23 protein-coding genes are annotated in these 21,352 nt (G+C 28.1%); 14 read left to right on the plus strand and 9 right to left on the minus strand.

Annotated features, from left to right (window positions below; genetic code table 11):
* Positions 1 to 38 precede the first annotated feature (38 nt).
* The gene (locus tag BLV71_RS01220; protein ID WP_093868780.1) at positions 39 to 2,753 is read right to left on the minus strand and encodes a carboxypeptidase regulatory-like domain-containing protein; all 2,715 of its coding nucleotides are present in this window, start codon (positions 2,751 to 2,753) and stop codon (positions 39 to 41) included.
* A gap of 41 nt (positions 2,754 to 2,794) precedes the next feature.
* Positions 2,795 to 3,601, minus strand: coding sequence for a GLPGLI family protein (locus BLV71_RS01225; RefSeq protein WP_093868781.1), 807 nt, complete (start codon positions 3,599 to 3,601; stop codon positions 2,795 to 2,797).
* 260 nt (positions 3,602 to 3,861) lie between these two features.
* On the opposite strand from BLV71_RS01225, the gene BLV71_RS01230 reads away from it, so the two are divergent.
* Entirely contained in the window at positions 3,862 to 4,563 is a 702-nt protein-coding gene (locus BLV71_RS01230; protein WP_093868782.1) for a hypothetical protein, read from the plus strand.
* A 27-nt stretch (positions 4,564 to 4,590) separates the two neighbouring features.
* Here the strand turns inward: BLV71_RS01230 and BLV71_RS01235 are convergent, their stop codons facing one another.
* From BLV71_RS01235 to holA, 3 genes are all read right to left on the minus strand, one after another.
* Positions 4,591 to 5,283, minus strand: a complete 693-nt coding sequence (locus BLV71_RS01235; protein WP_093868783.1) for a hypothetical protein — start codon at positions 5,281 to 5,283, stop codon at positions 4,591 to 4,593.
* A gap of 70 nt (positions 5,284 to 5,353) precedes the next feature.
* Complete coding sequence (locus BLV71_RS01240) at positions 5,354 to 5,932, minus strand: Crp/Fnr family transcriptional regulator (protein WP_093868784.1); 579 nt, start codon at positions 5,930 to 5,932, stop codon at positions 5,354 to 5,356.
* 2 nt (positions 5,933 to 5,934) lie between these two features.
* Positions 5,935 to 6,939 (minus strand): DNA polymerase III subunit delta, encoded by a 1,005-nt coding sequence (gene holA, locus BLV71_RS01245; RefSeq protein ID WP_093868785.1) that lies wholly within the window; start codon positions 6,937 to 6,939, stop codon positions 5,935 to 5,937.
* Positions 6,940 to 6,995: 56 nt separating this feature from the next.
* Between holA and BLV71_RS01250 the strand changes: the two genes are divergently transcribed.
* From BLV71_RS01250 to BLV71_RS01260, 3 genes are all read left to right on the plus strand, one after another.
* Positions 6,996 to 7,439: a type I restriction enzyme HsdR N-terminal domain-containing protein gene (locus BLV71_RS01250; RefSeq protein WP_093868786.1), complete on the plus strand. Its 444-nt coding sequence runs from the start codon at positions 6,996 to 6,998 to the stop codon at positions 7,437 to 7,439.
* A gap of 11 nt (positions 7,440 to 7,450) precedes the next feature.
* Positions 7,451 to 8,008 carry a nucleotidyltransferase family protein gene (locus BLV71_RS01255; RefSeq protein WP_093868787.1) on the plus strand — a complete coding sequence of 186 codons (558 nt, stop codon included), beginning with the start codon at positions 7,451 to 7,453 and terminating at the stop codon, positions 8,006 to 8,008.
* A 104-nt stretch (positions 8,009 to 8,112) separates the two neighbouring features.
* A complete protein-coding gene (locus tag BLV71_RS01260; protein WP_093868788.1) occupies positions 8,113 to 9,111 on the plus strand; it encodes a glycosyltransferase family 2 protein in 999 nt (332 codons plus the stop codon).
* 4 nt (positions 9,112 to 9,115) lie between these two features.
* Here the strand turns inward: BLV71_RS01260 and BLV71_RS01265 are convergent, their stop codons facing one another.
* Together BLV71_RS01265 and BLV71_RS01270 are read right to left on the minus strand one after the other, a co-directional pair.
* Positions 9,116 to 9,736, minus strand: coding sequence for an L-threonylcarbamoyladenylate synthase (locus BLV71_RS01265; protein ID WP_093868789.1), 621 nt, complete (start codon positions 9,734 to 9,736; stop codon positions 9,116 to 9,118).
* Positions 9,737 to 9,801: 65 nt separating this feature from the next.
* Positions 9,802 to 10,293 (minus strand): IS1096 element passenger TnpR family protein, encoded by a 492-nt coding sequence (locus tag BLV71_RS01270; protein WP_093868790.1) that lies wholly within the window; start codon positions 10,291 to 10,293, stop codon positions 9,802 to 9,804.
* Between the two features lie 62 nt (positions 10,294 to 10,355).
* On the opposite strand from BLV71_RS01270, the gene BLV71_RS01275 reads away from it, so the two are divergent.
* The 3 genes from BLV71_RS01275 to BLV71_RS01285 are packed head-to-tail and all read left to right on the plus strand — an operon-like array spanning position 10,356 to position 12,660.
* The gene (locus BLV71_RS01275; protein WP_093868791.1) at positions 10,356 to 10,775 is read left to right on the plus strand and encodes a PaaI family thioesterase; all 420 of its coding nucleotides are present in this window, start codon (positions 10,356 to 10,358) and stop codon (positions 10,773 to 10,775) included.
* A complete protein-coding gene (locus tag BLV71_RS01280; RefSeq protein ID WP_093868792.1) occupies positions 10,775 to 11,626 on the plus strand; it encodes an alpha/beta fold hydrolase in 852 nt (283 codons plus the stop codon). Before BLV71_RS01275 ends, BLV71_RS01280 begins: the two co-directional genes overlap by 1 nt.
* Positions 11,623 to 12,660, plus strand: coding sequence for a chorismate-binding protein (locus BLV71_RS01285; protein WP_093868793.1), 1,038 nt, complete (start codon positions 11,623 to 11,625; stop codon positions 12,658 to 12,660). Before BLV71_RS01280 ends, BLV71_RS01285 begins: the two co-directional genes overlap by 4 nt.
* A gap of 134 nt (positions 12,661 to 12,794) precedes the next feature.
* Here BLV71_RS01285 and BLV71_RS01290 read toward each other — a convergent pair whose 3' ends face one another.
* A complete protein-coding gene (locus BLV71_RS01290; protein ID WP_093868794.1) occupies positions 12,795 to 13,157 on the minus strand; it encodes a PUR family DNA/RNA-binding protein in 363 nt (120 codons plus the stop codon).
* Between the two features lie 81 nt (positions 13,158 to 13,238).
* Entirely contained in the window at positions 13,239 to 14,993 is a 1,755-nt protein-coding gene (locus BLV71_RS01295) for an ABC transporter ATP-binding protein (RefSeq protein ID WP_093868795.1), read from the minus strand.
* Between the two features lie 163 nt (positions 14,994 to 15,156).
* Here BLV71_RS01295 and BLV71_RS01300 point away from each other — a divergent pair, with 163 nt between their 5' ends.
* The 7 genes from BLV71_RS01300 to BLV71_RS01330 all read left to right on the plus strand — a co-directional run bounded on the left by BLV71_RS01300 (position 15,157) and on the right by BLV71_RS01330 (position 21,350).
* A complete protein-coding gene (locus BLV71_RS01300) occupies positions 15,157 to 16,257 on the plus strand; it encodes a Glu/Leu/Phe/Val family dehydrogenase (RefSeq protein ID WP_093868796.1) in 1,101 nt (366 codons plus the stop codon).
* A gap of 76 nt (positions 16,258 to 16,333) precedes the next feature.
* Entirely contained in the window at positions 16,334 to 17,272 is a 939-nt protein-coding gene (gene nusB / locus BLV71_RS01305) for a transcription antitermination factor NusB (protein ID WP_093868797.1), read from the plus strand.
* 35 nt (positions 17,273 to 17,307) lie between these two features.
* Complete coding sequence (locus BLV71_RS01310; protein WP_093868798.1) at positions 17,308 to 17,769, plus strand: DUF1573 domain-containing protein; 462 nt, start codon at positions 17,308 to 17,310, stop codon at positions 17,767 to 17,769.
* Positions 17,770 to 17,777: 8 nt separating this feature from the next.
* Positions 17,778 to 18,098, plus strand: coding sequence for a preprotein translocase subunit YajC (gene yajC / locus BLV71_RS01315; RefSeq protein ID WP_093868799.1), 321 nt, complete (start codon positions 17,778 to 17,780; stop codon positions 18,096 to 18,098).
* A gap of 60 nt (positions 18,099 to 18,158) precedes the next feature.
* Entirely contained in the window at positions 18,159 to 19,088 is a 930-nt protein-coding gene (locus BLV71_RS01320; RefSeq protein ID WP_093868800.1) for a YbbR-like domain-containing protein, read from the plus strand.
* Entirely contained in the window at positions 19,088 to 19,675 is a 588-nt protein-coding gene (coaE, locus tag BLV71_RS01325; RefSeq protein WP_369813879.1) for a dephospho-CoA kinase, read from the plus strand. The genes BLV71_RS01320 and coaE overlap by 1 nt, the downstream gene beginning before the upstream one ends.
* Before the next feature lie 112 nt (positions 19,676 to 19,787).
* Positions 19,788 to 21,350 (plus strand): sensor histidine kinase, encoded by a 1,563-nt coding sequence (locus tag BLV71_RS01330; RefSeq protein WP_093868802.1) that lies wholly within the window; start codon positions 19,788 to 19,790, stop codon positions 21,348 to 21,350.
* Positions 21,351 to 21,352 lie beyond the last annotated feature (2 nt).

Raw genomic sequence — 21,352 nt, forward strand, 5'->3', positions numbered from 1 at the left:
CTTTAATATTATAATGCATTAAAAAAACTATTTTATACTTATAAGGTATAAACAAACCTAAAAGTAACAAAACGGGGCTGAATAAATGTTTCAGAACTAAATACTGAAAAATTATTAGCACTACTTCTTATTTGAGAATCTATATTTAATAAATTGGTTGCTTTAATTTCATATTCCCATTTTGCATCTCTGTTTTTTCTATACGAAAGAGTTGCATTCCAGTTTTGAAAAGACTGTGATTCTCCATTTCCAAGATCTTGATTAGTATATGAATAATTAGTACGAAAAGAAACTGTTTTCCATATATAGGCATCAAACTCAATTGAAGGTGCATTGGTTACAAAAGTTGTTTTACGACTTCCTTGATTGTTTGTAGATACACTATAACGATATCTTAAATTTATATTAGGTGCCTTTAAATAATTTGTACGAATACCAGGCGTATAGCTTTGAGTGTACCTTTCATTTAATGATTGTACTCCCTGAATAAATTGATTAATTTTACTATAATTAAAACTTGTACTTAAACTTGCTCTTATTTTACCAAATGTTCTTTGTACACGGCTAAACACATTCACATTTTCATCTGCAAAATTAGAATTAAAAAAAGTACTGGTTCTAATTACATTTTCAAAGTTTGTTACACTTCTTACTTGATCAATATTACTTGAATATGCTGCCCTTGCAAATACATTAGTATAATTAAACAAATTAAAACTACTGTAAAAAAGACTAATATTATGTGATAATGCATTTTGAAGTTCTGGGGCACCAAATTGAATACTATTGTAATTATTCAACATCAAGCCTTCAGCTAAACGTGTTACATCAGTAAATTGATTTCGCATTTCATAGCGTAATGTTAAAGCCTCGCTTTTTTTAAATTGTATTCTGGTTTCAAAGTCTGGTAAAATTCTAAAAAAATTATCTTCATATACTTTTCCAAATTGAATATTCTTATTTCCGTAAGCATGAACCGAAAAACCAGGTGTAACAGTAAACTTTCCTTTTTTAAAACGATAGTGAACTCCTAAATATATATCACTAAAATTATATTCAATATCATTGCTTGCCTTCCCATTATTGATTGTAGGAGTAGGATTAAACCTTGATCCATTATCAAGAAACTGAAAAATAGTTGAATTAAATTCTTGCTTACTTAAAATAGTTCCTAATGTTAGATTTAAATTACTTTTAGTATTAATAATATTATAGTAATCTAATTTAGCATCTAATTGATTGGATTTAATGCGCCTGTTTTGAGCAAGATTGTATGTATTTAAAGATGTATCTAAACCTAAAGCATTTGCTGTTGTATCAAATGGATCATTAGCATTAGGATCATTTACTAACACAGCATTATAAAATGGATCTTCATTTTTGATTAAGTGCTGAGCCTCTAAAGCAAAAATATTCGTTTCATTTAAAGTGTAATAGTAGTTTATATTTTGATTGATACTATATGGTGTAACTTCATCTATTTGATTCGTATTACCAACTACTGTAGAAAATATGTTTTGATTTTGTCTATCATTTGATATTCTTCCAATCACATCGTAATCTACTTGATTATTTACATTAGGTTTGTAAGATGCACTTAGTTTTAACAATCCTTGATTTGAACGTTCATTACTAGTTTGTTCAGTAGCTTCATCTGGAATTCCCAAATCTTTATTTGTATATTGAACAAAACTTGTTTCTTTAGAAAGTATTTGACTACTATTGTAAATAAGGAAACCACTTAAATCTAATGATTTTTTAGGAGAATAACTAAAGTTTGCTGTTGCTAGTTGATTTTCAATCTCTAAAGCATTCCCTTGGCTAGTTAAAAAATTAAGGCTGTTATCTCCTAAATTTATACTTGTCCCACTACTTCTACTTGGAGCTCTAAAACCTCCTCCGAAACCTCTAATATCTCTTCGGTTTAAAGCTACTTCTCCAATATTATTAACATCTCCTATAAAATTTACACTGTACTTAGGTGTATAATAAAACAACTTCGGTTGTACTAAGTAAAGTTCTTCCTGTGGTGCTGTTCCTGCTCCTACCGTTACGTTACCAAACCAAAAACTCTCTTTTCCTTTTTTCAACTTGATATTTAAAGCAACATTATCTTGATTATTTCTTACACTACTTAGTTGACCTACTTCTGAATAATTACGTAGAACTTGAATTTTATCTACTGCTTTTGAAGGAATATTTTTCGTTGCTAATTTGGTGTCTCCATCAAAAAAATCTTTTCCATTTACCATTAACTTATTAACTACCTTACCTTCTACCTCTATTTGTCCTTCTTCATTTATCTCTACTCCTGGTAGCTTTTCTAAAACGTCCTCTAACTTTCTTTCTGTTCCATTTTTAAAAGAATCTGCATTATAAATTAAAGTGTCTCCTTTTATAGTCACTGGCATTTCATAAGTAACTTCTACTTCATCTAAAGTATTATCTAACTGCAGTGTAAAGTTTTTAATAATTTTATTTTCTTTAGTAACCAAAACTTCTTCTAACGTTTTCATTCCCACATAGCTTATTTGAACTTTATATGTTTCATTCTTTTTAAGTTCTAACTTGTATGTACCATCAGAATTGGTAATTCCATATGATTCTAATAAATCTGTTGCTTTATTTATAGCTATTACATTTGCTAATTCTAAAGGAGTATTTAAACTATCTTTTACAATTCCTTGAAAACTTATTTGTGCGTAGGAATTGATTATTATAAATAAAAACAAGAAACTAACTGTTTTTTTCATGATGTGAAATGACTTATGGTTTATAAAAAGTTTTATTTTAACTATCTCCTTCTTCTTCCTCTGTTATTTCTCATTTCAATCATTTTTCCTTTAATAGTTTTTTGGTATTCACTCTTTGTTATTTCTTTTCCTTTTTCAGGAGCCTCTATAATTATTTCTTCTTTAGGATTTAAAACTACTTTAGAACACAACATAATGGTATTTCCAGCTCCTACCTCAAGTATAAGTCCTGGTAATCCCCAATATTCTGCAGGACCATGGCTAACGGGTATCTGTGGTGTATACCAAGCTTCGACATCTGTCATTTTCACAGTTTCTTCTTTATCTTTACTTGGCCTTAAATCGCTCCATGAAAAATTATACCACGTTAACTCTGATGTTGGTATAGACGCAGTAGCCTTAAAACACAAATACTTTCCTATTTTTTTAGATTCTTTTCCAAGTTTCCACTTAATTACTTGTAACTTGTCTTTTACTAAAAATTTTTTCCCATAAAACTCTTGACTTTGTACCAATGTATTTTCTTTTACATTTTTGTATTGTTCTCCTTGTGTAAAATTTTTCCCCCAAGAATCTGTTGCTCCAGAAATAGCATCTAACTTATCTTCTTCTTTAAAATAAGATTCTTTTTTATTAAAATTTAATACATATGTTTTTTCTAATCTATTTTTTAAACGTGCTTGAATTTTCTTTTTCTGAGCTTCGCTCATTCTTGCTCCCCATCGGCCTAACTCCATTTTAGATTTAGAAAAATATACTGCTTGACCAGTAAACTCTTTTGCTGTTGGTTTAAAAGATACAAGAATGAAAAAAATAAGAAAACTTAATTTATAAAGAATTGGTTTCATAATGAGAGTTGATTTAATTTTTGTTTAACAAATATACATAAACATTAAACAAAACAATATTTCTTTAAAGAAATTTAACATTTACTCAGGATTTAAAGATACTAAAAACCAATATTTTATGCATGTTTAGTGGAGGTCTTAGAGTTAAAACATAGAGAAATCAATAAAACAATTATGTTAAAATTTGTTCATTTGGCTTAAATTTTGATGCTTTCTCAGCTTAAAATCACAAACCAAAAGCATTAAAAAAATCTAATTATATGGGTAAATTATCTTTTAGAGAAGTAAAAGAACTAGCATCAACTAAAAATTTAACTGATAAAACTTATTTTACTCCATTTGGAGGTGGGGTAAATAAGAAAGCATACGGAATTAACAATTCTCCTTGGATTGTATTGAGTGCTCCTAAATCAAAAGAGCGTTTAATTAAAGCAGAAATTGATCAAATTTTATCCCTTAAGAAAAATGGTGTTTACACACCTGACTTAGGAGTTTCAACTACTGATGAAGCTATTTTTGAGGTTCAAGAAAATACTGAGAAAAAAATTGCTTTTATTGAAGAAAAAATTGATGGATTTGAAATACCTAGAGCTGGCACCGCTTTTTCAGAAGATGAAGTTAAAAAATTCAGTATTCAAATTCTTAAATTTATAGCAACTCAACCTACTATAGAAGATGCTGAAATAAAAAGAGAAAATGCCATTAAAAGTATTGAGCTTTTAATTCCGCAAATTAAAAAAGCTGATGTTCCAGATTTTCAAGTACGATTTGATAACGCTACAGGTAAAATATTAACCTTAGATCCTGGTGATCCATTAAACTCTGAAAATGCTCAAGACAAACACTTAAGGTGGTTAAATTTTTGGCAAAAAGATTTAGCTGATAAACGCTACTTATCAAGACTTTGGAATGAACAACATCCAAATAATAAAGTAAATTCTAACGGAAGTAGTTGGAAATAAAAATTCATTTTTTTAAACACCATTATTTTAATGGTGTTTTTTTAAATCACGTTTTATTTTATTTCTTAACACTATAATATCAGTAATATGAGTGTAAATAACTATTGGTACAATTACCCCAGCCAACAATATAATTGGAAAGTACGCTATTCCTCTGTTGGGTACTGAATATCCAAACTTTGTATAAAATAACTCTTGTGATAAAAACCCATTAGTCAATATAAATAGTATAAAAACCAACCCTATTATATTCCAATACAGCAATAATTTATCACTTATTTTTTTAAAATTTAATAAAATAACTAATACAATTGAAGTAACACCAGGAATAATATCATAGTTCCATCCTTCATAAGTCATTTCAATAGGAATCCATTTATGTATTGCTAACTGAAATAATAAAAGTTCTACAGGAAATCGAAGAATATGAACAGCCGTACTCCATCGTAAATCTCTCTTTTGATAAACAACACTTCTATTAACCAGAAAAATGATAAAAAAAATTACAGGCAAAAGCACAAATAAAAATCTAGAAAAAACATCTCCTTCTTTAAAATGATATACTCCATTGTATGCCATTACAGAAATAAATACTATCCAAAAAATGATTAAAGCTTTAGTACTATTTTTTAATTGATTTGATTTTTCGAATAAGAAAAGAGCATAAAAAGTTATTATTAAAAAAGATACAGAAATATATATTGGTAAATTAGGAATCATAATTCATAAAATTAGATATCCAAAAATAATCTACTACGTAAAAAAAAATCTTGTCATATGACAAGAAATACTAGTTAGCTAACTCTTTTCTAATTCTACTTAACGATGTATCTGTTATTCCTAAAAAAGAAGCAATCTGCTTTAAAGGTGCTTTTTGGATAACTTCTGGTCTGTTTTTTAATAAGTTTTGATATCTATAAGTAGCAGTATCTGTTATCATTGCCAAACTTCTTTCTTTTAAGGCAAAGAAATTTTTAACCAAATGTTCTCTACCCCAGTCTCTATATTTTTCAAACTCATTAAAGTGCTCATTAAAAACAGTAACGTGTTTACTCCACAAAATACAATCTGACAACGCTTGAATATATTCCTTAGATGGTAATTTTAAAAAAAATGAACTTTCTTCTATGATTAAACTGTTCTTTGAAAAAAAGTTAGTAGTAACCTCTTCTCCTTCATAATTTATAACAAATGAACGAATGAACCCATCAGTTATAAAATAATATGCATCAGAAATTTGACCTGCTTTTAAGAGAAAATCTCCTTTTTTTACAGTAGTTTTTTTATACCCTGAAGCAATACTTTCTAACTCGTTTTTTGTAAAACCTATCCCTTCAAACTCTTTTAATAAAAGATCATTATCATTCATTATTAATGTAGAATTTTAAATAACAACTCTTTTAAAATGTCTGATTGTGGCATAGCATTAGCTCCAACCCCCTTACTTTTAACATCTGCATCTCTTAATAACCCTATTATTTGAGACACTTTTCGCATGGGGTAATTTCGTCCTGCAGTAGCATAATCATCAACAAAATAAGGATTCACACCCAAAGTTTTAGCTACTGACCCTTTAGATTTATCTTTTAAACCATGATACATTAACATTTGTGTAAAAAAACTATTCAATAATGAAATAGTCATTACTAAAGGATTATTCTTAGGGTTTTGAGCAAAGTAATTAATAATTCTATTAGCCTTAACCACATCTTTTTGACCTACAGCTTTTCTTAACTCAAAGTTATTAAAGTCTTTAGATATTCCAATATTCTCTTCTATATGAGAAGGATTAATAATTGTTTCAGCTGGTAATACAGAAATTAACTTATCTAATTCGTTACTTATTTTACTTAAATCTGTTCCTAAAAACTCAACCAACATCTGTGAAGCCTTAGGTTCAATATTGTATTTTTTTCCTCCTAAAACTTTACGAATCCAATCTGCAACTTGGTTTTCATACAACTTCTTGCTCTCGTAAATCAGGCCATTTTTAGCAATTGCTTTGTATGCCTTTTTACGTTTATCAAGTTTTTTGTATTTGTAATTAAAAACTAATACAGTAGTTGGCTGTGGATTACTGGCATAACTTTCAATTTTATCTATAGTCCTACTTAAATCTTGTGCTTCTTTTACGATAATTACTTGGCGATCTGCCATCATAGGATATCGTTTAGCTGATGATACTATTTCATCTATAGAAACATCTCTTCCATACATTACTACTTGATTAAACCCTTTTTCAGATTCGTCCAAAACATTTTTTTCAATGTATTCAGAAATTTTATCAATATAATACGGTTCTTCACCCATTAAAAAATAAATAGGCTTAAGAGCTCCGTTCTTTATATCATTAACTATATGTGTTACGTCGTTCATTTAAAATAAGTAAACAATTGAAAATTAAATATTGAAAGTTTTTATATTTTTGACTAATGCAAAAACTGAATTTACCTACATATCCTTTCAAGCTCAAAAGTAACGAAAATAAGACGCTTATTTTTGATAGTTTACGAAAAAAATACATGGTACTAACTCCTGAAGAATGGGTTCGTCAACATTTTGTTCAGTTTTTAATTAATGAAAAAAAATATCCAACAACTTTAATTGCAATTGAAAAACAACTTACCATTAACAATTTAAAAAAACGTACGGACATTGTTATTTTTTCCCCTAACGGAACCCCTAATATAATTGTAGAGTGTAAGGCTCCAAAAGTAAAAATAACACAAGCTACTTTTGATCAAATTGCTCGTTATAACCTAAAGCTAAATGCTCAATTTTTAATAGTTACCAATGGTTTGGAGCATTTTTATTGCATGTTAGATACCGAAAATGAACGTTATATCTTTTTAAAAGATATTCCTTCATATAATTAATATTGTTCTCCATGGCTTTTAACTTAACAACTGAATTAACATCAATAGTAGAGAATGATTCTTGGATGCTTAACATTTTAAAAATAGTAAGAGATTTAAATTTAACTGACTGCTGGATTGGTGCTGGTTTTGTAAGAAATAAAATATGGGATTATAAGCACAACAAAGAAAGGTCTTTATTAAATGACATTGATGTTATTTATTTTGATAATAATTCATTTACTAAAAATGATGATTTCATAATTGAAGCTAAATTAACAAACATAAACTCAACCTTAAATTGGTCAGTAAAAAATCAATTTAGAATGCATACTAGAAATGGTCATCCTCCTTATAAAAACTGTGAACATGCAATTTCATTTTGGCCTGAAACTGCAACCTCAATTGCTATACGCATAAACACTAATAATAAAATTGAATTTATTGCACCTTATGGTTTAAGTGATTTATTTAACCTTATAGTTAAACCAACTCCAAATTTTAATTTAACAGTTTATAGAAAAAGAATAAATGAAAAGTCTTGGAGAAAAAAATGGCCTCTATTATCTTTTTATAATTATATAGAATAGTTTTTATTCTTCTTTTCAATAACTGTATTTGATTCAACAATGATAGATTCAAATTAACAAATTATTACCTTTTAAAACCACTTTAAAAGTGTAAGTTTGCGAACTTGAAAACTGCAATAGTCATATTAAATTGGAACGGTAAAAAGCTTTTAGAACAGTTTTTACCATCTGTCGTAAATTTTAGTGAAAATGAAGCTGAAGTATATGTAGCCGATAATGCTTCTACAGATGATTCTATTCAATATATCCAAACTTATTATCCATCAGTGAAAATTGTTAAAAACACAACTAATGGTGGTTATGCAAAAGGCTATAACGATGCCTTAAATTTTATAGATGCTGATATTTATTGTTTATTAAATTCAGACATTGAGGTTACTCAAAACTGGCTAACTCCTATTTTAGAAGTTTTTAAGAATGATAAAAATACTGCTATTATTCAACCTAAACTGCTAGATTTTAAAGATAAAAACAAATTTGAATATGCAGGAGCTGGTGGTGGTTTTATTGATTTATTTGGATATCCTTATTGTCGCGGACGTGTTTTTAATAATTTAGAAACTGATACTGGTCAATTTAACGATACTACTTCAATATTCTGGGCTTCTGGAGCATGTATGTTTATTCGTTCTGAAGTATACCATAACTTAGACGGTTTTGACGAAGATTATTTTGCGCATCAAGAAGAAATTGACTTATGCTGGCGTGCTCAAAATGAAGGTTATCAAATTAAATATGTTGGTCTTTCTACAGTTTATCATGTTGGTGGAGCTACTTTGCAAGAGAGCAATCCACATAAAACATTTTTAAACTTCAGAAATAGTTTACTAAACGTTGTTAAGAATGTACCAAAGCAATGGTTTTTATTTGTTGTTTTTTCTCGTTTAGTTTTAGATGGTATAGCAGGACTTAAATTTCTTTTAGAATTAAGGCCAATACATACCTTGGCAATTTTAAAAGCTCATTTTAGTTTCTACGCTAATTTTTTTAAGTTTTTAGGAAAGCGACGTACTCTACAAAAAAAATCAAATTACAACCTACATACTTCTATTGTTTGGCAGTATTTTGGTTTAGGTAGAAAAAAGTTTAAAGACTTACATTAAACTATTACAAAATATCTAAACTTCCTTTACCTTCTCTTATTACTTCAGGATAATCATCAGTTAAATCAATCACTGTTGAAGCGTAATTATCTCCATAACCTCCATCAACTACAACATCTACAATATTTTGCCATTTTTCAAAAATTAACTCAGGATCAGTTGTGTATTCTATAATTTCATCTTCATCATGAATTGAAGTAGAAACAATTGGGTTTCCAAGAGCTTCTACAATAGCCCTTGCTATTGTATTATCTGGAACTCGAATACCTACAGTTTTTCGTTTTTTAAATACTTTTGGTAATGAATTACTTCCCGGTAAAATAAAAGTATAAGGTCCTGGTAATGCTCTTTTTAATATTTTATATGTAGGTGTGTTAATTTGCTTTACATAATCAGATAAGTGACTCAAATCATTACATATAAATGAAAAATTAGCCTTTTCTAATTTTACACCTTTAATTTTAGCTATTTTTTCTAAAGCTTTTGTGTTTGTTATATCACATCCTAATCCATAAACGGTATCGGTAGGATAAATTATTATACCTCCATTTTGTAAAACCTTTACAACCTTGCTTATTTCTTTTGGATTAGGGTTTTCATTATATAACTTAATAAACTGTGCCATACTATAAACGTACTATATTATACATAAAACTCAATATTTGTCATTTTTAAATTTTAGATTACATATTAATAGTTATCAAAATCAAAATCATCTAAGCTTTCAAATTCGTCTTTAAAATCATCATTAAGACCTGAATGTATATCTTCAGCTTTAAATTCTTTGTCAGGAGCTTCAGTTGGAACTTCACCTACAGATAATATTACTTTGTTTTCAGAAATATTTTCATCAGTTTGATCTATTAATTCAATATAGAAAGTCCACATATGTAAAAAGTCATATACATAAATAAGCTTATCATTTGTATTACGCAACGTTTCGTGCACCATACAAATTGCCATTGACAAACCTTCTCCTGCCTCTGCCATATTAAACAATGGAATTTCCTCTCCTTGGTTCCACTCTTCATCTGTACGATAAAAAGAAGCCATTTCTTGCCCATCAAAACCAAATGCTTTAGCTACTGAAAAATGTAATTCTTCCAAAGATTTCTTTTCATCAATCAACAAAGTTCTTATTACATCTTCTTGTGTATCTAATATTGCACGTACTTTATACATTCTCTTGTTTTTTATGGGTACAAAAATACGTATTTTTGGGTGATTTTACTCTAGCATTTATTATGGATAAGCAACAGACTCTTGATAAACTTAATAGTTTTAATAAAAACACCCTAATGGAGACTTTAAATATTGAGTTTACAGACGTAGGTGATGATTTTTTAACCGCAAAAATGCCTGTTAATTCTAAAGTTCACCAGCCCTATGGTATTTTACATGGAGGAGCTACTGCTGCATTAGCTGAAACTGTTGGTAGTTGTGCTTCTGGCTTTTTATTTATTGATACTAAAACTCAAATTGCCAAAGGACTAGAACTTAGTATTAACCATATTAAAAGCAAAAAAGAAGGAATTGTTTTTGCCACTGCAAAACCAATTCACAGGGGTAAAACTACTCATTTATGGGAAGTTAAAATTGTTGATGAATATCATAACCTAATTTCTATTTGTAAAATCACTAATATTATATTAGCAAAAAAATAATGAGAAGACTTAAAAAATTTCTTAAAATAACAAGTATCATTTTTTGTTTTCTTTTAATAGGAGTCTATACACTTTTTGTTTATTTTTCTTCTCCTGATTCAGATAAAGATTTACTAGAAAAGTTTGATAAGTTTCCTCAAAAACCAATTATACAACATCAAAAATATAAAAACTTTAATTACAGAACTCTAAAAATTATTAAAGATACTAATTTACCTACGTTAGTATTTATTCATGGGACTATTGGGTCATGTAGTAATTTTGTTAAATATATGTCTGATAACGAACTACTAGAAAAGTTCAATATGATTTCTTATGATCGAATTGGGTATAATTACAACGATAAATATCATGTTCAAGAAAGTATTTCTTTTGAAAAAGACTTGGTTGAAGATTTAGTTAAAAACATTCCTTCAGAAAAAACAATACTCGTTGGCTATTCCTATGGAGGTCCTATAGCCTTAGCTGTAAAAAAGAAACTTAATAAAATTATACTATTAGCTCCTGCGGTACATAGTAAGGTAGAACCTATGCCTTGGGCTTTAAATTTTTATAAATGGAAATTAACTAGGTGGTTAGTTCCTAAAATATGGAAGGAAGCTTCTAAAGAAAAGATTTCTCATATTAGAGACTTACAGAATTTTGAACAAAACTGGAAATCTACAGCTAATACAATTACTAGTATTCATGGTAATTCTGATTGGATTGTTCCTTATAGTAATTCTGAATTTTTACAAAATCAGTTCCCTAAGGAACAATTTGAATTAATCACAATTCAAAACGCTGGTCATGATTTAGTTTGGAGTGAATTTCCAATTATTAAACAACAACTTTTAAATTTATCAAATTGAGCATTTTTATCCATATTGAAAAATCCTTTAAAGAAGGACTTCCTTTTGTTTCATATAGAAAACCTAATAGTAAAAAGATTAGCGCGTTTTTTCAAAAAGATACTTCTTTAAACATTATTGATGAATATTCAAATAGTGGATTTGTTTTTGCCCCATTTAATAATACTGATGATGCTATTTTTATTCCAAAAGAATCATCTATCTATATAGAAGAAGAACAACCTATATTTGATTTTAAACTACATCCTAAAAATACTTCAATTAACTATTTATCTAAAGAAAATCATATTGATTTAGTAAAAAAAGGAATTGACGCTATTAATAATAATGACTTTCAAAAAGTTGTTTTATCAAGAAAGGAACTTGTTGAATTGGAAAATTTTGATTGTTTAGTTGTTTTTAAAAACCTGCTATCTATTTACGCCAATGCAATGGTATATGTTTGGTTTCATCCAAAGGTAGGTTTATGGCTTGGCGCTACTCCTGAAACACTTGTTAAAATAGATGGAAATTCATTTGAAACAATGTCACTTGCTGGTACACAACCCTACCAAGAAAATGAAAATGCAATTTGGAATCAGAAAGAAATTGATGAACAACAATTTGTTACTGATTATATAGTTGAAAAATTAACTCCAATAAGTGAAAGCATACATACAGGTAAAACAGAAACCATAAAGGCAGGGAGTATTTTACATTTAAAAACAAAAATAACAGGAACTTTTAAAGTTAAAAACTCTAAACTCATTGCTGCTTTACATCCAACTCCTGCCGTTTGTGGGTTACCAAAAGAAGAGTCTAAAAATTTTATTCTTAAAAATGAGCTCTATAAACGATCATATTACACAGGTTTTCTTGGCGAATTAAATAACAACGAAAAACAAACTCAGCTTTTTGTTAATTTACGTTGTATGCAAATTATAAGTAACAATGCTATTATTTATATAGGAGGAGGAATTACTAAAGATAGTATTCCTGAAAAAGAATGGGAAGAAACTGTAGCAAAAGCTTTGGTTATGAAAAAAGTTCTATAAAAAAACCACCAAATTAAACATAAGTTATTGGTGGTTTTATTGTGTAAATTGAATTTGAATTGAAATTTTAAAGTCTAAATACAACACAGAATAAAAGTCTCTGTCAAATCTTTAAACTAAAGTAACTTCAGTACTTATATATCATCAAAAGAAACATCTGTAAAACTATCAGTTGATGCTTCAGCTACAGCTTCAGTTTCTTCCTTTTTGTAATCTTTTTGGTGACGTTCACTAATAACTTCTTCACCTTTTTCTTTTACTATATAATCAGTAGCTTTATCTAACATTTCTCTAAAGTCAGAAAAATCTTCTTTGTATAAGTAAATTTTATGTTTTTGGTAATGAAAAGAACCATCATCATGAGTAAATTTCTTACTTTCTGTAATAGTTAAATAGTAATCATCTGCTTTTGTAGACCTAACATCAAAAAAATAGGTTCTTCTTCCAGCTCTTAAAACCTGTGAAAAAATTTCTTCTTGTTCAACTCTCTCGCTCATAATTCTTGTCTTAAGTAATAGTTGTTTGTTTAAATTTGCTCAACAAATCTAACAAAATATTTTAGGTAACAATACGAAACCTTAGATTTCTTTTTCTAAAAGTTGTTGGTTATACAATTCTTTATAGTAACCATCTTCTTCTATTAACTGATTATGAACACCTTGTTGCACTATTTCTCCTTCATCTAATACAATAATTTTATCAGCATTTTTGGCTGAAGAAACTCTATGACTGATTATGAAAGTTGTCTTATTTTTTGAAACTTTTTCTAAATTTGATAATATTTTCTCCTCTGTTTCTGTGTCTACAGCTGATAAACAATCATCGAAAATTAAAATTTTCGGATTCTTTATAATAGCTCTTGCAATTGACGTTCTTTGCTTTTGACCTCCCGATAAAGTAACACCACGCTCTCCTAAAATAGTATCATAACCATTTTTAAATTCTGCTATATTATCATGAATTACGGCATTTCTTGCAGCAGCAATTATTTCTTCTTTACTGGCATCTTCTTTTCCGAATTTTATATTATTCTCTATTGTATCAGAAAATAAAAAAGGATCTTGTGGTACAAAACCTATTTGATTTCTTATGTCGTACAAATTGCTGTCTAGTATATTAACATCATCTATTAACACCTCACCTGTTGAAGTATCATACAATCTAGATATCAAGTTTACTATAGTAGATTTACCACTACCAGTTTTCCCTAAAATAGCTATTGTTTCACCTTGTTCAACAGTAAAACTTATATTTTTTAATGCAGTAATATTAGTATCATCATACGTGAGTGTAACATTATTAAACACAACCTTTCCATTAACCTCAGTATTCGTTTTTACATTATTCTTAATTTCTGGAACTTGCTCTAAAAATTCATTTATTCTTTGCTGAGAAGTTTCGGCCTGTTGAACTATTGAGGTAACCCAACCTACTATTGCGACAGGCCAGGTAAGTATATTTACATATAAAAAAAACTCTGCTATAACTCCTATTTGAACTTCCCCATTTATATATTGCTGTCCACCTACATATAATACAATGATATTACTTATACCAATTAGCAAAATCATTAAAGGGAAAAACAATGCTTGGATTTTATGTAATTCAATATTTTTTTCTTTACTAACATCTGCTAAAGCATCAAAATTAGTAATTACAGCTTTCTCAATTGCATAGGATTTAACTACATTAATTCCTGAAAAAAACTCTTGATTAAACGTTGTTAGTTTAGATAAATACTTTTGTACAATGGCACTTTTTTTATTTATCTGTCTACTTAATACAAAAATTGAAATTGATAAAACTGGAAAAGGTATTAAAGTGTACATTGTTAATGTAGCATCAATTTGTATCATTTGTGTAAAGCCCACTATAAACAATACAATCATATTTATAGAATACATAATAGCTGGACCAAAATACATACGCACTTTAGAAACATCTTCACTTATCCTATTCATTAAATCACCTGTCCTATTTTTTTTATAAAAATTAATTGATAAATGTTGATATTGTTTATATATCTCATTTTTCAAATCAAACTCAATTAATCTAGACATTACGATAATCGTTTGCCTCATTAAAAATGTAAAAAAACCAGCAATTAATGTAACTATAATTATAAAGAATACATTATACAATAATTCTTTCTTTACATCCGCTAAATCTTTAATATCTCCATTTATATAATTCTCTACAACGTTTAATGAATCTCTAATTATTGCAGGTATTCTTAATGCTAGAAGTTTAGATAACACCGTTATAACGATACCAGCTAATAATCTCCATTTGTATTTTATAAAATATTTATTTAAGTATTTTAATGCTTTCAATGTTACTTTTAATTTTAAAATAAAAATTCAATCTAAAACCCTGTTAATTGTTAAAGATAATACAATTATGGAGTGTTTTTTTGATTATGTTTTAACGATTTCATACTTTTGCCTTCTAATTTTTTGAGATTAATAAAATAAGCTCAAAACTAAAAAACATTAAATGACATCAGAAATCATTGATTCTAAGGACCTTAAAAACGACCCTGTATTTGGTCAATTATCTTTTGACAACCATGAACAAATCGTTTTTTGCAACGACGAAGATACAGGTTTAAAAGCAATAATTGGTATTCATAATACAACTTTAGGACCTGCTTTAGGAGGTACTAGAATGTGGCAATACAAAAGTGAATGGGAAGCTTTAAATGATGTATTACGTTTATCTCGTGGTATGACTTTTAAATCTGCCATAACAGGATTAAACCTTGGTGGTGGTAAGGCTGTTATAATTGGTGATGCTAAAACACAAAAGAACGATAACTTGATGCGCAAGTTTGGTGAGTTTGTTAATTCTTTAAGTGGAAAATATATCACTGCAGAAGATGTAGGAATGGAAACTCGCGATATGGATATTATTCGTGAAGTTACTCCTCATGTAACTGGTGTATCAGAATCTATAGGTGGATCAGGTAATCCATCTCCTGTAACTGCTTATGGTGTATACATGGGTATGAAAGCTGCTGCTAAATACAAGTTTGGATCTGATAACTTAGCAGGTAAAAAAATATTAGTTCAAGGAGTTGGTCATGTTGGTGAAACTTTGGTTAAGCACATAACTGATGAAGGAGCAAAAGTAATATTAAACGACATTAGTGAAGCTCGCCTAGAAGAGTTAAGTAAAAAATACAATGCTAATGTAGTACTAGGTAATGATATTTATGGTTTAGATGTTGATATTTATGCTCCTTGTGCATTAGGTGCCACTTTAAACGACACAACCATTAATCAATTACAAGCAAAAGTTGTTGCTGGTGCTGCAAATAACCAACTAGCTAATGAAATTAAGCATGGTAAGTTACTACAAGAAAAAGGGATTGCTTATGCCCCTGATTTTTTAATTAATGCTGGAGGTATTATAAATGTTTATGCAGAAGTAGCTGGATACGGTAAAGATGAAAGTAAAAAAAGAACTGAAAATATTTACAATACTACTTTAGAAATCTTTGATTTAGCACAAAAAGAAAACATTACTACTCATAGAGCTGCTTTAAATATTGCTCAAGCAAGAATTAATGCACGTAAAAAAGAACAAAATAGTTAAATAGAAAAAATAAAAGTTTTACTTTTGCAGAGCGTTAGAAATTAATCTATCGCTCTTTTTTTTAAAGTTCTTTAAAATGATAAATAGGAGACATATTCGAGTTAAAGTAATGCAATCTGTTTATGCTATGCAGCAATCAAACAGCGATGATTTAATTAGAGAAGAAAAGTTTTTAAAACATAGCATTCAAAAAATGTTTGACTTGTATGTTTTAAACCTTCAATTACTTATTGAAATACAGAAGTTAGCTCGTAAAAGAATTGAACTTTCAAAAAAGAAAATCTTAGCTACTAAAGAAGATTTAAACCCCAACCAAAAATTTATTAATAATAGACTTATAAACTTGCTTTCAGAAAGCGTTAGTTTAGATAGTTATGTTGAATTAAATAATTTAAATTACTGGGATTTAGATGACAAATATGTTCAAATAATTTTTGATGAGTTACTAGCTAGTGAATTGTATTCAAAATATATGGACACAGTTGAAGATTCATATAATGTTGATCGTAGTTTTGTTATCAGTTTTTTTAGAGAAATAATAGCTCCAAATGAAAAAATAGCAGATTATTTTGAAGATAAAATGATTTCTTGGGTAGATGATATGCCATTTGTTAATACTTGGGTATTAAAAACACTTAATAAACAGAGCCCTAAAAATCCTTTTATACTAGGAAGCCTTTATAAAGATAATGACGACAAGCAATTTGTATCAGATTTATTTAACAAAACAATGCTGAATCATCATAAATATGAAGACCAAATTAAGGAAAAGACTCCTAATTGGGAAACAGATAGAATAGCAGATATTGATATGATATTAATCAAAATGGCTATCACTGAATTCTTACATTTTCCATCAATACCTAGTAGGGTTACAATTAATGAATTTATAGAGCTAGCTAAAGACTATTCTACAAATAAAAGTGGTTATTTCATTAATGGTGTTTTAGATAAACTAGCGAAAGATTATCTTGCTTCAAATGCAATGGTAAAAATTGGTAGAGGTTTATTATAATAAATTAGTATTTTTACACTAAATAATTTTTAAAAATGAAAAAAACAATATTAACCTTGGCTGTTGCAATCTCTTCATGTTTTTTAATTTCATGTGCAGAGGGAAATGCAAAATCAAAAATTAAAAAAGAAAATATAGCTAGCGCCCTAAAAAGAGATAACGATATTAGTAAGGGAGCTCCAATTGCTAAATTTGACAAAGAAGTTTATGACTTTGGAAAAGTAGCAGAAGGAGACATTGTTGAAACAACTTTTGTTATTACAAATACAGGTAAATCTGATTTAGTTATTACAGACGCTAAAGCTACTTGTGGGTGTACTGTTCCTGTATGGCCAAAAGATCCTATTGCCCCAGGTAAAACTGCTGATATAAAAGTTAGTTTTAATACAAATGGAAAACCAAATAAACAATCAAAATCTGTTACTTTATCTACTAATACAGAAAATGGTAGAGAAGTAATTAAAATATCTGGGATGGTAACTCCTAAAGAAAAATAAAAACAACTATGTTAACACAAACATTTTTTTTACAAGCTAGTGGTGGCGGAATAATGAGCATGCTTCCTTTTATTTTAATGATTGGAGTTTTATATTTTTTTATGATTCGCCCTCAAATGGCACGTCAGAAGAAAGAAAAAAAATTCCAAGTTTCAATTCAAAAAGGAACTAAAGTTGTTACTTCTAGTGGAATTCATGGTAAGATTGTTGAAATTAATGATAATGACAATACGGTGTCCATTGAAACAGGTGCTGGTAAAATAAAATTTGAACGATCAGCTATATCTTTAGAACTTAGTAAAAAGTACAATACGGAAGTAAAAAAATAACAACCAATATCCAAGTGAGCTTTTTAGCTCACTTTTTCTTTATTAACCTATTTTATTATAGTGAAAAAATCTTTTAACATACCCAAATCATTTATAGGATTCCTAATAGCTTCCTTATTTTTTTGGCTATTAATAAATCTTTCTAAAGAATATACTACTGAAGCTTCTTTTCTTGTTAATTACAAAAATTTAGAATTAAACAAAATAATGCTTAATTCTCCAGAAGAGAATATTATTATCAATATAAAAGGCAGTGGTTTTAAACTAATAACAACTCGCTTCTCTAAAAAGATAATTACACTAGATTTAAAAAAACTTCAAAAAAAATTAGGAGAGAATTATTTTCTTCTAACTAAAAACCACAACGCTGAAATTCAAAAACAATTAAAATCTGGCATCAAACTAATTTCAATCCAAAAAGACTCTATTCAATTTAAAATAAACCAATTGAACTCTAAAAAAGTCCCTATTAAAGCAAACTTGAATATTACTTTCAAAAAAGGATTTGATTTAAATACTCCATTAAAAATAACTCCAGACTCTATTCTTCTTTCTGGAACGAAAAAAAGCTTAGAAACCATTAATGTTATTTACACAGAAAAAAAAGATTTGATTAATATTTCTGAAAGTACCACTAAAAAATTAAATTTAGTTATTCCTGAAAAAATTAGAGTAAAAAACAACAATGCAACTGTAAGTTTTGATGTTGACAAATTCACTGAAGGTGAAATAGAAGTGCCTATTACCATAAAAAATTCACCAGAAAAAGAAAGCATTAATATTTTCCCAAAAACTGTAATTATTACATACAAAGTTGGCTTAAAGAACTTTAACCGAATCAACACTAATTCTTTTGATGTTTCTTGTGATTACAAGCTTACCAAAAAAAATAACTTGACATATTTAGTACCGCATTTGAATGTAAAAACTAACTTAGTTTCTTCAGTGAGAATGATTCCAAATAAAATAGATTTTTTAATACATAAATAATGGTTATAGGACTTACAGGAGGCATAGGAAGCGGTAAATCAACTGTTGCAAAATTATTTTCTAAATTCAATAATATTGCCATATACAATGCAGATTTAGAAGCTAAGAAACTGATGAATACTTCTTCTGAAATAAAAAACAAACTCATAAAAGAGTTTTCTAATGAAGTTTACAAAAGCAATCAATTAAACAGACCTTTTCTAGCTAATATTGTTTTTAATAACAATGAGAAATTAAATACACTAAACAATATTGTTCACCCAGTTGTACATAACCACCTGAATAATTTTATAAAAATCAACAATAATAAAGAATATATTCTTTACGAAAATGCTATCTTATTCGAGAATAAAAGCAATCTATTTTGCGACAAAATAATTACAGTTACGGCTCCTATAAAAACTAGAATTCAACGAGTTATAAAGAGAGACAACAGCACCTATGAAGATGTAGAAAAAAGAATCAACAACCAATGGAAAGATTCAAAAAAAATAATACAATCTCACTACGTAATTCACAACTTATCTTTAAATGAAACTGAAAAGGAAATTTCAAGAATTCATAATTTTTTAACAAACACGAAGTAATTACTTAGCTTTTTTTAGGGTTTTTTCTTAAATTTTTCTTAAATTTAAGAAATGTTTGTTAATCTAAGTTAAAAGGAAATTACACCTCATTTTATTAATTTATTTTTGACTAATGGGTAAAAAAATTTTTATTCTTATTGTTGTTTTAATGAGCATCTCATTAATAGGAATTATATCCGTACAAGTATACTGGATAAAAGACGCTATTAAAAATAAACGACAACAATTTGAAAACGATGTAACAATTTCTCTAGCGAGAACATCTGAACGGATTAAAGAACGTGAAGAAAATGAAGCTTACAATGAATATAGTAAATTTTTAGAAACTGATAGATACAGAACAGACGCGGAAGTAAAGAATTTCCTATTTAAACAGATAGATACAACGGGTAATAAAAGCTTTATTTTCGGAACTTACGTTGAAGAGAATTACAAAATACCTACTGGGTTTTCTGTAAATGATTCAACTTTTATAAAAAAAATAACTGGGAAACAAGATTTTTTATTTGTTCAATCTATAAACTCTAAAAATGATTTTTCAGCTAATTATAATGAAAAACGTTTTTCTTCATACAAAAGATATGATAATTGGGATAAATTACAATATTCTGAAATGTTTAAACAAAGAAAACGTTTTTATCCCATACACAAAAGAGTTAGTAATAAAGAACTAAATAACACATTAAAAGAAGAGCTAAGTAAACGAAATATAACTCAAAATTTCAAATATGGAGTATATGAAGACGGATTTGCAACCCCTTTAAAATCAGGTTATTTTAACATTCAACCAAATGATAACTTTTACTATCCCCTTTTAGAAGATGAAAACGGAAACAGTAAATATAAGTTATATATAAAATTTCCTGATAAAGAAAAAAACATGTTATCAGGCATGATGAAAATTTTATTATTGTCATTATTGTTTATTGGTATAATTATTGCGGCGTTTTCAACTTCGTTATATCAATTGGTAAGACAAAAAAAGATTTCAGAAATAAAGACTGATTTTATAAATAATATGACTCACGAATTTAAAACACCTATTGCTACTATTAATTTAGCTTTAGATGCCATTAAAAACCCAAAAATCATTAATGATGAAAGCAAGGTTAAAAGGTATGTACAAATGATTCGTGACGAAAATAAACGCATGCATGGACAAGTTGAAAATGTGTTACGAATTTCGAGGCTAGAAAAAAATCAGCTAGATATTAGTAAGGATGCTGTTGACATTCACGACATTGTAGACGAAGCTATTGAACATATACAATTATTAGTTAATAGTAAAAATGGTGTTGTAAAAACTCATTATAAAGCTATATCAACTGAAGTCCTAGGAAATCAATTTCATTTAACAAATGTATTGGTTAACATACTTGAAAATGCAGTTAAGTATTCAGAAAATTCACCAAAAATTGATGTTTTTACTGAAAGCACAAATAAAAATTTTATTTTAAAGATAAAAGACGAAGGAATTGGAATGAGTAAAAATGCTCAAAAATATGTTTTCGATAAATTTTATAGAGAGCATAAAGGAAATATTCACAATGTAAAAGGTCATGGTTTAGGGTTAGCTTATGTTAAAGAGATAATTGATAGCCACCAAGGTACCGTTTATGTTGAGAGTGAAAAAAGTAAAGGAAGTACGTTTACAGTAAAATTACCATTAATATAAAA

Origin of the sequence: Tenacibaculum sp. MAR_2010_89 (assembly GCF_900105985.1) — a bacterium.
GTDB classification, from domain to species: domain Bacteria; phylum Bacteroidota; class Bacteroidia; order Flavobacteriales; family Flavobacteriaceae; genus Polaribacter; species Polaribacter halocynthiae.